This window comes from Candidatus Palauibacter sp. (assembly GCF_965208055.1).
Classification (GTDB): domain Bacteria; phylum Gemmatimonadota; class Gemmatimonadetes; order Palauibacterales; family Palauibacteraceae; genus Palauibacter.
Genome location: NZ_CBDBNY010000004.1, coordinates 613,624 through 626,092, shown reverse-complemented (window position 1 = coordinate 626,092; position 12,469 = coordinate 613,624). Strand labels below are relative to the sequence as shown.

The 12,469-nt window shown below is 64.0% G+C and carries 8 protein-coding genes and 4 pseudogenes; 5 read left to right on the top strand and 7 right to left on the bottom strand.

What is annotated here, in order from left to right; all coding sequences use genetic code 11:
• Positions 1-7: 7 nt before the first annotated feature.
• Positions 8-589, top strand: a pseudogene (locus ACOGXI_RS02935) (transposase); the annotation flags it as partial.
• Positions 590-634: 45 nt separating this feature from the next.
• Here the strand turns inward: ACOGXI_RS02935 and ACOGXI_RS02930 are convergent.
• The gene (locus ACOGXI_RS02930; RefSeq protein ID WP_419940246.1) at positions 635-928 is read right to left on the bottom strand and encodes a hypothetical protein; all 294 of its coding nucleotides are present in this window, start codon (positions 926-928) and stop codon (positions 635-637) included.
• 323 nt (positions 929-1,251) lie between these two features.
• Between ACOGXI_RS02930 and ACOGXI_RS02925 the strand changes: the two are divergent.
• A pseudogene (locus tag ACOGXI_RS02925) lies at positions 1,252-2,127 on the top strand (transposase).
• 1,874 nt (positions 2,128-4,001) lie between these two features.
• Here ACOGXI_RS02925 and ACOGXI_RS02920 read toward each other — a convergent pair.
• The gene (locus ACOGXI_RS02920; RefSeq protein WP_419937406.1) at positions 4,002-4,670 is read right to left on the bottom strand and encodes a DsbA family protein; all 669 of its coding nucleotides are present in this window, start codon (positions 4,668-4,670) and stop codon (positions 4,002-4,004) included.
• A 519-nt stretch (positions 4,671-5,189) separates the two neighbouring features.
• Here ACOGXI_RS02920 and ACOGXI_RS02915 point away from each other — a divergent pair.
• Positions 5,190-5,315, top strand: coding sequence for a hypothetical protein (locus ACOGXI_RS02915; protein WP_419937405.1), 126 nt, complete (start codon positions 5,190-5,192; stop codon positions 5,313-5,315).
• Positions 5,316-5,353: 38 nt separating this feature from the next.
• Positions 5,354-6,376 carry an IS110 family transposase gene (locus ACOGXI_RS02910; RefSeq protein ID WP_419937404.1) on the top strand — a complete coding sequence of 341 codons (1,023 nt, stop codon included), beginning with the start codon at positions 5,354-5,356 and terminating at the stop codon, positions 6,374-6,376.
• Between the two features lie 332 nt (positions 6,377-6,708).
• Here ACOGXI_RS02910 and ACOGXI_RS02905 read toward each other — a convergent pair.
• The 3 genes and pseudogenes from ACOGXI_RS02905 to istA form a co-directional block, all read right to left on the bottom strand.
• Positions 6,709-7,059 (bottom strand): annotated as a pseudogene (locus ACOGXI_RS02905) (integrase core domain-containing protein); the annotation flags it as partial.
• Positions 7,060-7,669: 610 nt separating this feature from the next.
• Positions 7,670-8,384 (bottom strand): annotated as a pseudogene (gene istB / locus ACOGXI_RS02900) (IS21-like element helper ATPase IstB).
• Between the two features lie 45 nt (positions 8,385-8,429).
• Positions 8,430-9,314, bottom strand: coding sequence for an IS21 family transposase (gene istA / locus ACOGXI_RS02895; protein WP_419937403.1), 885 nt, complete (start codon positions 9,312-9,314; stop codon positions 8,430-8,432).
• A gap of 247 nt (positions 9,315-9,561) precedes the next feature.
• Between istA and ACOGXI_RS02890 the strand changes: the two genes are divergently transcribed.
• The gene (locus ACOGXI_RS02890) at positions 9,562-9,723 is read left to right on the top strand and encodes a hypothetical protein (protein WP_419937402.1); all 162 of its coding nucleotides are present in this window, start codon (positions 9,562-9,564) and stop codon (positions 9,721-9,723) included.
• Positions 9,724-10,237: 514 nt separating this feature from the next.
• Here ACOGXI_RS02890 and ACOGXI_RS02885 read toward each other — a convergent pair.
• Both ACOGXI_RS02885 and ACOGXI_RS02880 read right to left on the bottom strand, forming a co-directional pair.
• Positions 10,238-11,755 (bottom strand): FAD-binding protein, encoded by a 1,518-nt coding sequence (locus tag ACOGXI_RS02885; RefSeq protein WP_419937401.1) that lies wholly within the window; start codon positions 11,753-11,755, stop codon positions 10,238-10,240.
• The gene (locus tag ACOGXI_RS02880) at positions 11,752-12,219 is read right to left on the bottom strand and encodes a hypothetical protein (protein ID WP_419937400.1); all 468 of its coding nucleotides are present in this window, start codon (positions 12,217-12,219) and stop codon (positions 11,752-11,754) included. The genes ACOGXI_RS02885 and ACOGXI_RS02880 overlap by 4 nt, the downstream gene beginning before the upstream one ends.
• Positions 12,220-12,469 lie beyond the last annotated feature (250 nt).

The window sequence follows — 12,469 nt, the reverse complement described above, 5'->3', positions numbered from 1 at the left end:
ATCTGCTGTGGCGGATGGTGCGGCGGCGCTGGGAGATGGCGGGCGGGGCGCCCCGGAGTGCGACGGTCGTGATGGACTCGACCATCGTGGTGCGCTACGGGCTGAGGCAGGCCGGGCGGAGCGGGGCTACAATCCGAAGAAGCCGGGCCGTCCCTCGCACTACCCGCTTCTGGCCTACGTCGTGGAGACGGGCGACTGCCTCGGTGTGCGCTGGCGGCCGGGCAACGCCCACACGGCCCGGGGAGCGGAGGCGTGGCTGGCCGGGCTGGTGGCCCGCCTGAGAGGGGCGGGGGTGCGGCGGATCACCGTGCGCCTCGACAAGGGGTTCTTCTCGAAGTCCATCGTCGCGCGCATGGAGGAGCTCGGCGTGTCCTACCTGCTCAAGGTGCCGCGGTACGCGTGGCTCGGCGGCTTCCGGGGCGCCTGGGAGACCGCCGCCGCCGACGGGGCCGGGGACCGGGAGCTGAGGACCGCCTCCTGCGAGCTGTGGGGGACGCGGCTTCTCTCGGTCGAGAGGGCGGAGACGGACCGGGCCGGAGGAGGGGGAGCTCGACCTCGCGGCGTGGGAGACCATGATGAGCGCCGACGTGCTGGCCGACATCGAGGACACCGGCCCCGTCGAGGCGTGGCCCGCCTACAACGCGGGCGCGGTCGTCGAGCAGCGGATCTGCGAGTTGGGTCGGCTCTCGGTCGGGCGCACCGCGGCAACGCCCTTCCGTGGGACCTCGCCGCGCTCGCCTACCAGCTTCTTCACGTCTTGCGCGCGAACTGCCTCGGCGGCCGCTGGCGCTCCGTGCAGCCGCGCGGAATCCGGCTGCGCCTGCTGCGCGCCCCTGCCAGGATCACCTCCCACGTCCGCCGAACCTCGCTCCAGTTCGCGCGTGGCGAACCCGCCCTCGGCTCTCCTGCGGCGGACGCTCCGGACCATCGGGACCGGTCTCCCCGCCCGCGCCCGCCTGAACGGTCCCGGACCCGGCCTTCCGGAGGCGCCGCGCCGCGGCGCCCACTCCCCGTGTCTCCGCGAGCCCCTTGGAACCCCTCCCGAGCCCCGCCGGCCCTCCGCCGAGACCCGGCGCGACCCCGAAAACCTCAACGCCCGCGCCACGTCGCTACAACCGCCGGTCATAATCGCGCCTCCGGCCGCCCGACTATGCGCCAACGCAGGATCCGGGGTATAAGGGAGGCGACGTACCCTTCAGCTGACCACTAACTGCGGATCCGGGGTGAGACCCGGAGAAAAGACGTCGCCTCATGGGCAACGATACGCGGGAGAGGTACGCCGGGCCAGCGTGGGATACCCTGGAGGCGTGGGTCCGGGATCAGGCGCTGACATGATCCAGCAGGCGCTGGAGGAGGAGGTCGCGGAACTTCCGGGCCGGATGAAGTCGGAGCGGCGAGCGGCGGTGGACGCGCCTCCGGGCTACCGGACCGGCTACGGCAAGTCGCCCCGGCTGGCGATGAGTTCGGGGACGATCGAGGTGCGCCGGCCCCGGGTGCGGGGTCTGGAGGAGCGGTGCGAGAGCCGGTGCTGCCCTTGTTCCAGCGCCGGACGCGTGAGGTGGGGAAGTTGATCCCGGAGCCGTACCTGCGTGGGCTGGCCGAGGGCGACTTCGAGCTGGCCTTGCGGGGCCTTCCTGGCGACGGGGCACCGTTGTCGAAGTCCTCGGTGGGGCGGCTCAGAGCGAAGTGGACGGCGGAGCACGAGGCGTGGAGCCGTCGGCCGCTGGACCACCGCGAACCGGTGTACGCGTGGGCCGACGGGATCTACGTGAAGGCGGGTCTCGAGAAGGACAAGGCGGCGCTGCTGGTCGTCATCGGGGCCATGAGGGACAAAACGAAGGAGATCCCTGGCGGTCACGCCCGGCTACCGCGAGTCGCACCGGCTGCACATGAGGACGACCAACGTCGTGGAAAGCCCGTTCGCCTCGGTCCCGCTGCCTACGACCGCGGCGAAGCGGTTCAAGCGGGGCGACAACGCTACCGCCCTGCTCTGGCGGCTCCTGATCGTGGCCGAGAAGCGGTTTCCGGAAGCTCAACACCCCGGAGTTGATGCGGGACGTGTACGAGGGAAGAAGGTTCGAGGACGGAAAGCCCGTCCCCGAGGGTCAGGAGAGGATCGCCGACTGATGACGTTTACACACCTATTGACTCGACTTCGCTCACCTCACCGCTGTCTCCTCCCCCAAACAGACCGCGGAACCCAACCTCCAACTTCCGGCGCGATCAAGCGCTTCGGCGGGCCTTGGGGCTCCGTCGGCCTCTCCGACATCTTCGCCTCCCCTCTCTCCGCGACCCCATAGAGTTGATTCGCGCTAAACAAGTCTCCCGAAACACCGGATGCGCTATACCTCTACTCCGTGGCCGTGTAGTAATAAAAGTAATACTTGTCACAACACTGTTCACCGTCCGGGCAAGGCTTCGCACAGTAAGTTTGGCACAGCTGCCCATTACCCCAGCCGCACGTTGACGAGGCAGCCGCCCGGCTTGCGAACACGTTGATAAACACCCCCGCAACGATCGCGAGAAAGACTGATCGAACTACCAATCTCTTCCAGGACATCATCAGGTCTCGCTCCTTTGGTTCCGCTCTGGTGTCATCGCAACACACTCACAGAGCTCATTATCCTACTTGTTTGCCCCTCCGACTGGCACTGACGACTAACGTTAGCAAACTGACAGCGCATCTCCTTTCTGCTTTGCAAATCCCCTAAGACCACGCACTACGTTACGGTGGGGCGTCGTCGACACCCTACAACAGGCGGGGCGTCGTCGGCAAACACACCCCTACCCCTCACATCCAAGATCGCCTGTAGCCCTTTCACGGTGAAGGTGGCGCTCGCCGCCATACTTCTACTCGTTCCACGTCGGCGGCGTCAATGCTGCGGAGGAGCAGGAAGTCTTCTCCCACGTGCAACAAACGCGCATTCGACGGCAGAGCAGCCGTCCCCGTCACCGCCCCGTTGACGTCGACGATAGTCCAAATACGCAGACCAGTCCCGTCGTCCGATTGATCGCCCATCCACAGCTCCTCTGCGTCACTCCACAGCAACTGCGCATAGAAACGACCGCGACGATCAGCGTCCTCCCTAGATTGTACCGAACTGCCGAAGTGTCGACCCCAACGAGGATGGTCACGATCATCCCAGCGTCCTAGGTACCCCCCCGCAATCGTCCAGAGGTCAATTCTTGCTTCGTCATTAGAGGTTGACGCAATCCGGGTCTCCCCCACAGACACAACCCCCGCTGGACCGGCGGCGGCAGCGCGAAGGCCAAATGCTGTCGCAGTACGATAACTTTCCCACCATCGGTCAGCCACGGTGAGTACCTCTCGCACCTCCGAAGAGTCATTGGGGATTCTCAAGATGCGTATCGAATCGCGCGCGAAGGCAATCCGTCGTGGGTCTACGCCGGCATTGATCGCGAGCAGTATATTGTTCCTCTCGCCAACAACCCAGACGCGTCGGATGTTGGCATGCTGATCAGGTAATGACACGCTGAATGAGCGACCGTACCCCCCGTCCTTTGCGAATACCGTTAAGCGCCCGCCACGAGAATCCAAGGCAAGGATTGAATCTACACCAAATGCCACGACATCTCTTAGGTTCCTGAACTCTCCCGGACCATCACCGTCACCCCCAAAAGCATTAAGAAACTCACCGCTCCTGGCATATACCCGAATCTCGTTCGTGCCGCCGTTCGCCACGAACACGCGACCGTCACTATCGCGAAAACCCGCGCTTACTCGGTAAAGTACATCGTGATCTGGACCTACGGCTTGACCGATACGTACGGAGCGGGTCCACACAGAATTTCCCGTCAGGCCTCCGACCTGTTCTTGTCCCCGATCCAGATCCCGTGCCCCCCCGACGGGAGGCCCCGCGCCCCCGTCATCTAGGTCCGCTTCGCCGCAGCCAATCGCTCCAGTCAAGGCGAGCAGCAGAATCCCTTCCGCCGACCGACCGGTTACGATCGCCCGAAATCCAAGCCGTGTCGCCATTCGCCTAGGGCTCCTCTTTCCCTTGTTCGAACATACTGCGCAACGCACTTCGCGCCGGGGTCCCCGTTATTGCTTGCTTGCCCACTACTGTGACGGGAGTGCCCCGGACGGCTAGCAACCGCGCTTCTTCGCCTGCCGTAACGAGGTGTGAGTTGTATACTTCTTCGTTGAGGCACGTGGAGAACTTTGTCAGGTCCGTGACGATGCCATCGGCCAACTCCTGAAGCAGCTCGGGCGTGAACTGACGTTGTCCGGTGTCCACTTGAGCGTATATCTCGCGATTGTAGCTTCGAAACTCACCCTGTTCCGCCGCACATTCGGCAGCCAAAGCAGCATAATATGTCGGATCATCTGGCTCCACAAGATGTCGCACGTAAACGGCGACGGATATTAGATCTGTCCCGTCGTACACAAGACTTTCTACGCTGTCCCACAGCTCACGGCAAAAGGGACAAAAATAGTGAGAATAAACAACGACCGGTCTATGGCCTGTACTCACCGCAAACATGCTGTCATTGTTCTCGTGAATAACTCTGGCCACCTCGTTGGATACTGGCTCAACGATGAAGGACGCAGATCTCCCGCCTAAGCGCGTCCACCCATACCAAGCAAGGAGCGCGCCCAAGGAGAGCACCCAGAGTATTTTGGCGCCGACACTTATCGATTGAGACACGAGTAATCCTCCGATTGGAATGGAGTTCGTAATCGGCGACGCTAGGCGTGGACAAGCAAGGAAATTATGGTTACTGGATTTTGTCGAAGTATATGTACTTCCACGTGCAACACATATCTTGGTTTGGCGGTGAGCAGAATGACGCGCACCACTCACGGCACAAAGGGCCTTCGTGAGGACCGCAGACTGCGGTGTTTGTTGCGCTACCTTGCGTTGCGGCGGAGGATATCGCGAACAGGGCAATAACGGAAGCCGTCAAGGTGGTCGGGAGGAGGGTGGACCATTTGATTCGGAAGTTCATGGTGGATCTCTCCTTGCGGCATGTGCGTGAACGGGTGCTTGCAGCTAGCGAACGATGTGGAAGTGTGGAAGGATAAGCTCGTGCCGTGTAGCGGTCAAGTCCGCCGCAAGCCGCCTGTACAAAGTACGATGGAGTGGACGCCCCTCCCGACGGCATCGCGATGTGCCAGGATGGTGCTGAAGCGATTCAGTCGACCACCTGAGAGAGGAGGCAGCCGCATGGAAGAGGTTGCCATCATCGGGATCGATCTGGCGAAGCGCAGCTTTCAGGTACACGGGGTGTACAAGTACGATGGAGTGGACGCCCCCTCCCGACGGCATCGCGATGTGCCAAGATGGTGCTGAAGCGATGCAGTCGACCATCTGAGAGAGGAGGCATCCACATGGAAGAGGTTGCCATCATCGGGATCGATCTGGCGAAGCGCAGCTTTCAGGTACACGGGGCGAGGGCGGACGGGTCGGTTGCGTACCGCAGGAAGCTGAGCCGCGGGAAGCTGCTGGGCTTTCTCGGCTCACAGCCGCCGTGTACGGTGGCGATGGAGGCGTGCGCCAGCGCCCACTACTGGGGCCGTGAGATCGGGGCGCTCGGCCACGAAGTGAGACTGGTTCCACCGATCTACGTGAAGCCCTTCGTCAAGAGGAACAAGAACGAGGCGGCCGACGCAGAGGCGATCACGGAGGCCGCGCAGCGTCCGACCATGCACTTCGTGGCGGTCAAGACCGAAGCGCAGCAAGCGCAGGGGATGCTCTTTCACACGCGTGACCTGCTGGTGCGCCAGCGGACGCAGACGATCAACGCGCTGCGGGGCCACCTCGCCGAGTACGGCGTTGTCGCTCCCCAGGGCAGGGCCAGGATCAGGCAGTTGGCCGCGGTGCTCGAAGACGGGGACTGTGGCCTGCCGGAGGCGGTCGCCGAACTGGGCTGGCTGCTGCTTGGGCGGATCGGTGAACTCGATGAGAAGATCGATGGGCTCGACCGCGAACTCCAGACGAGCGCGCGGCAGAACGAAGAGACAGCGCGGCTGATGACGATCCCCGGAGTGGGACCGGTCACCGCGATGGCGTTGCAGGCCTTCGCACCGCCGATGGAGAGCTTCCGGCGCGGCCGCGACTTCTCGGCTTGGCTCGGCCTCGTGCCGCGGCAGCACAGCACCGGCGGCAAGCCGAGGCTGGGCAGGATATCGAAGATGGGCCAGAGAGACCTGAGACGACTCCTGGTCACGGGAGCCATGGCGGTCGTTCAGCACGCGAGCCGACGCAGCGAGATCACGGATCCGTGGCTGGCCGGGATGTTGGCGCGCAAGCCAAGGAAGGTGGTCGCGGTGGCGCTCGCCAACAGGACGGCGCGGAGGGTCTGGGCGCTGGCCACAAGAAAGGAGGCTTACCGAGTTCGAGCTGCCGCCTGAGCGGGCGGCGAAAGAAGAAGCGAAGCAAGAGGCGCTGCCGGGAGGTGTGGGCAACAGGACGCGAGAAACGGGTAAGGGCACACAGTCAGCAAGACGGGGTCGGAAAAACCAGTGATTACCGGAGGGCCTGAGAGCCCGCAAGTACGATTTGGATCCGATCTCACGAACACCATACGGGCCCGCGGCCAAAAAAAAGGGCTGCATCAAGAGGCCGGACATACGACAGTACCTGACCATACTGCCACCGACTCGGTTCCGAATCCCGCTTGCCCACCATGGGGGCGTCCACATACGGTATCCACCTGACACCCGGGCTCGCCGAGGTCGGCGCTTCAGGCTGCGGTCGTCACCTCCTTCCTGGTTAACTTCTTCGGGCTCCGGGGCTTCCGGATCCCCTTCTTGAAGACCTGATACGGGGTCTTCCCCTCCATGCCGCGGCCGCAGTGCGGACGGTTGCGGTTGTAGGTCTCGAGTTAGGCGTCCAGATCCGTCTGCATCTCCTCGATCGACTCGTACCAGGTCGTCCGTCCCTTCACCCTGAGGTGCTCGTCCAGCAGCGTGCGGTGGAACCGCCCGATTAAGCCGTTGGACTGCGGTCGGCCCACCTTCGTCTTCCGGTGCTCGATTTCCTCGATCTGGAGGAACAGCTCGTAGGGGTGCCGGTCCTCCCGACCGGAGTACTCAGCATGAGCTCGTCGGCCACCCACTGAGCCCCCCGTGCGTCGGGTGCGTGAGGGCGTGTGCCAGGATCGCCCCCTCCACCCTCCGAGGCGACGCGCTTCGGGTGAGGACCCCGAGCCCCCCGGCATGCGGTCCAGCAGCCCCTCGGCCCCGTACATCTGGAGTTCCTTCGGATCTCGTAGAGTGCTGCCTGCTGTAGCCCGCGATCCGGCATGCCTTCGAGACGTTGTTCAGCTCTTGGCGAGTTCTGATATGGAAGGGCCTCTGTCAAGGGTGCTGCAAGTTCATCCGAGAGAGGCGTCGCACGAGGTTCGCTTCGACGGTGAATCCTCCTAATGTACGCCGGTTGGCTTAGCTAGTTCTTGTCCGTAAACTCACAAGTATTTGCTGTGATGATAGATGCGTCGTCCCACGGGGATCGCTTTCGGCTTGAACCGACGGGATGCCCGGCAGTATGATGGGTGGGAGCAGAGCGTTCCCACGGTCAGCGGAGGCGGGCGGCGCAGCGGAGTCTGTTCGAGACGGGATACCCAGACCACGAGATGGGGCGGACGCTGGAGCGGGTGTCAATGGCGGCCGAAAAAGGTGACACCCGGCCGGAGGGGACGAGCCTCAAGGTGACGTCTCGGTCTCCGTGGTCGCGGGGTTGTTGCGGAGGGTGTTGAAGACATCGGCGTGCTGCCTCATGCGGTAGCTGTTACCGCGGATGTTGACGATGTGGCAGTGGTGGAGCAGCCGGTCGATCAGTGCGGTCGCCATGACCTCGTCGCCGAAGATGCGCCCCCACTCCTCGAAGCTCTGGTTGGAGGTGAGGATGGTGGAGCCGGTCTCGTAGCGCCGGTTGACGAGCTGGAAGAAGAGCGTGGCTCCGGTGCGCGAGATGGGGACGTATCCGATCTCGTCGACGATCAACAGGCCGGGTGGGTAAGGACCTTGAGCCGTTGCTGGAGTCGGCCTGCGGCCTGTGCCTCCTCGAGAGAGGTGATGAGGTCGGCCAGGGCGCCGTAGTAGATGCGCCGTCCGCGCTCGGCGGTGGCGACGGCGAGCGAGATGGCCAGATGGGTCTTCCCGACGCCCGGGGCCCGAGGAAGACGACGTTCTCCTTGCGGTCGAGGAAGGAGAGTTCGCGCAGGGAGTCGATCTGCTCGCGCTTGATCGAGGGCTGGAAGCTGAAGTCGAAGTCGGCCAGGGTCTTCACGGCCGGGAGCCGGGAGGCGCACATGGCGGCCTGGAGCCTGCGGTTGTTGCGCAGGTCGATCTGGGCGGCGAGAAGCTTCTCGATCGCCTCGGCGGCGGTGAAGCGGCCTCCGTCGACGCCGGATAGGATGGGGTCGAGGGCCTCGAGCGCACCGGGGAGCTTGAGGTCGGCGAGCTAGGCGCCGATCGGTCGCGGCGGCCTGGCCGCTTGGCGGGCGTCACGAGATCCCCGCGGCGAGGCGGTCGTACTCGGCCAGGGGACGCCGTTCGATGGTGACCCGGGGCACCGAGGCGAGCCGGCGAAGCTGCGGCCGTAGGCGAAGCTCTTGCGAACGTAGCCGATGGGGCGCTCGACCTTCCCCTTGGTCTTCGCCCGGTAGGGCCGGCAGGCCTTGGGCCGAAAGCCCCAGTGCGCGGCGAAGCGGAGGAACTCGGCGTTCTCGGTCACGCGGCCGCCCTCGCCCCTCAGATCCCGGACGATCACGCTCTTCATCTGGTCGAACAGGAGGTCCCGCGGCACGCCTCCGAAGAAGCCGAAGGCCGCCTCCAGACCCTTGAGCAGCGTCGGCATGTCCTGCCGCGGGTAGAACCGGAGCCACAACAGCCGCGAGTAGCCGAGCACGACCAGAAGCAGGTAGCGGCGGCCCCACGGGAAGCGGAAGTGGGCGAAGTCCACCTGGCCCTGCACTCCCGGGTCCGTCTCGAACCGCACGAGAGGGTCGGCCGGAGCACGGGGCCGGACCTTCCGGACGTACTCCCTCGGCTGCGTGTAGCCGCCGGGGTGTCCCGCTGCACGGATCTCCGCCAGCAGCCGGACCGCCGTCAGTTCCGGGTACTCCTCCAGCCGCTCCCGCACGATCGCCTTGTACGGATCCAGCTTCGTGGGCACCGGGGGCCGCGGACCGTAGCGGACCTCCTCGAGGTCCCGGTCCAGCTCCCCTTCGTTGATCCAGCGATAGATCGTCTGACGGCTGATCCCCAATTCGCGGGAGATCTCCGTCACCGTCAGTCCTTCGTCCAGGTAGTGTCGCAAAAGCACGCGTCGCTCCCATCCGATCACCGGCGCCTCCATCCCGAAGTGGAAGACGCCAAGTTCCGCGTTCCCGGACGGAGCGGCTGCTCCACCCGGCCTACGGGAACGACCGATGTGTCACTTTTTCGGCCGCCATACCTGTCACTTTTTCACCCCCTACCGACAGCGGGTATCGGCGATCCTGGATCTTCACCCGGAGTTTTTGGACTGGATCTCGACAGAGTTGAACCGAGGCCGGAGATCGCGACGCGGTCGGTCGGGGCCTCGGTGCGAAGTGGTTCTCAGGTGTGGGATCCTGAAGCAGTTGTGGCAATCGCACTACCGGAATCTGGAGTTCGCGCTCCTGGACTCGGCCTCGGCGCGGCACTTCGCGCGGGTCGATCCTCTGCGGCCGCCGAAGAAGTCGGCGCTCCAGAAGTCGATCGGATCGGTGTAGGCGGAGGTATGGGAGCGGATCAGCCGAAGGCTGGTGGACACGGCCGGCGGCGGGAAGGTGGAGACGGGGGCTGCAAGGTGCGCATCGACAGCACGGTAACGGAGACGCACATCCGTCCGCCCACCGACAGCCAGCTGCTGTGCGACGGGGTGCGGGTTCTGACGCGGCTGCTCAGGCGGGCGCGGAAGCGGCTGGGGCCGGAGGCGTTCCGGCTGCAGGACCACAACCGAGCGGCGAAGGGCTGGAGCATGAAGGCGTCGAGCGGGCGGGGCCGCGGTCGTGCGCCACCGGACCGAGGCGAACGGGCTCTCCACCGCGTTGGTTGTCCGCAAAAGTGCCGCCAGTGCTGCTCCGAGAAATCGTGGAAGGCCGTCCGGTCCCAGTCGCCCTCGAGCACTCTCCACGGTCTTCGGGTGGGCCTCCCCGTAGCGGCCATCGAACGCGTCGCGCGCCCTCTCCGCCGGCGCCCGCGAGGCGCGTACGCCGCCGCCCGTAGCATCTCCCTCGCCGGAAGCTACGCCAGAATGCCCCGAACCGTGTCGTTTAGGAATGCGTCGCGCAACTCCCCGTTTTCGAGCAGCGCTTGTCGAGATGCGACCCAGGATCTTACTCGGGCGTCGCCGTAAGCAATCCGGAATGTATCGGCGGTGAGATCGTGCTGCTTTCCCCAGTGGAACCGGTGTGGGATCTCGTTGGATCTCAAGGCATTCCATGCTTGCCTGTGCATGTCGCGAACACGCTCGCTATCGGGTCCGTCAATCTCCACGATTGCCGTGCGGTCATCGAAGCTGGTGAATCCAAGAGTCGCGCGAGTGGATTTGACATATCGGGTCGCAATAAGCGCCGGTGCCTCAGTGGCCCTATGTGCCTCAAGAAACAGATCGATCACCCTATTGACTGTTGAAAGAGGGACCCCGACTGCGCTCGATGCCGCGCGCCCTCGCGTTGTCGTGTCGCGGAAGATCTGGCCGGGAGTGCCCGCCACGTTCTTGAGGTTGTACAGTTCTGAGTCGAGGAGGCGCCGCATGAGGAGGGGCGCGATGTCGAAGCGATCCGTGAGGACGGCGATCACACTAAGCGCGTCGTCACCCGGTGTGACCCCGGACGGCTGATCTGGAAGACGGGAGCCCGGCGGCATCGTCCGGTGGCGATACATCGCGGTCACGTACACGTGACCGGGATCGAATGGGTTAATGATCGCGCTCAAGTGGTGGGCCCGCGCGCCTCGCGCGGGCCCCGGCGCGTGGAAGGCCGTGAAATCGAGGTTCTCCATGAACCGCCTGAGACCGGGCGTTCGCTTGAGCTTCGTGCGAAACATATTCAGAAAATACCGGTCGTCGGCCTCGATGACGATGCCGTGAATGATGCCAAAGCTCCCGAAGCTCACGAGCGCGGCGTGGAAGAGATCGTCGTCACGGATCACCTCCGTTTCGAGCCGGTCGGGGAGCCTGCTGTTGCGCACGACGGGGTTCGACGCTGGCTCCAGCCAGACATGCCGCGTTGGACTCACGATGAGGTGAATCGCCTTCACGAACTCGGGAATCGCACCAAAATCGATGGCCGACCCGTGGGTGCCAGTCGAGAGCGCACCCGAGATCGTCTGTCCGTTGCTGGCGCCGCTAGTCGGGAGGGACTTCCCCTGGTCGAACAGATACCAGTTAAGTTCGGCGACTGAGTTGCCCGCCTGCACGAAGTAGAGGTTGTCTCGTTCCCCTTGAAAGCCGGTCATCACCGCGCTCCCGGGGATCGCGAACTTATAGTTGAGCGGCTTGGTGTTAATCAGTGTGCCACTGGTTGCGGCAACAGGCAAGAACGACCACGCGCCGCCGAGAGCTCGGATCTCTTCGCCCGCGTCGAGGGACTCGCCGATCAGCGATTGAAGCGCCCGCGTGGTGCGATTGTACCCCGGTAACGTGTGACGACTCGGCTGGGCGTTCCAAACGTCTACGATCCGGCGGAGCTCCTGACTGACGTTGTTGTGCCAGTTTTGGAACTTGTCTAGGCCGGTGTCGTGGGCGCGGGGCGCCCTCATGACTCCAACCCTGACAACCGGACGTCAAGCGTATGCGTCCGGCTGTTTCCGTCGGGGATAACGCCTGAACCGGCGGGTTTGGCGCAGGTCCATTCGACGACAGCGGGCGAAAAACTCCCCAGCGAGATCACGGTGACCAACGCGTGAAGGAAGTTGCGACGCACCGTCACCTCGTGAAGGGGCTGCCCGTTACAGTTGTCTATCTGTGGTGACTCCTGCACGAGCCCCCACCATCTTGCCCACACCACGTCGCGTTGCGGATCCGTCGCCGCACCGCGGCTACCGCCCACAGCTTCTGGACCGGCTGGTTGAGCTGCGATCGATCGATAGTTGTAGCAAGCGCCGGTGAACAGAACCAAAACGATCAAAGCGAAGCGGCGAAAGGCAGATCCGTTTGAGCGGGCTTGGACCGTAGACGGTGCGCCCGAATCATCGAAGAAGTGCGCGCTCGTGCTCATCATCATACCCCGTCGTTGAAAGATTCTTGCGACTCTTGGGCACGCGTGGGCGCGCCGCCAAGTGGCCTGTGTGCCACCAAAGTTAGCGGAGAAAATGCTCCAGACGATGTAACAACACGAAGAAGAGAAGATCGTGTCCGCCTCGGACCTCGTGTGGATACTTGTCCGAATGGGTGAACCTATCCTTATGAATGCTTGGGTTTGCACGAGGCACGGCACGGCAACGGCGGTTTACCCCGTGCATGAGGCGCTTCCC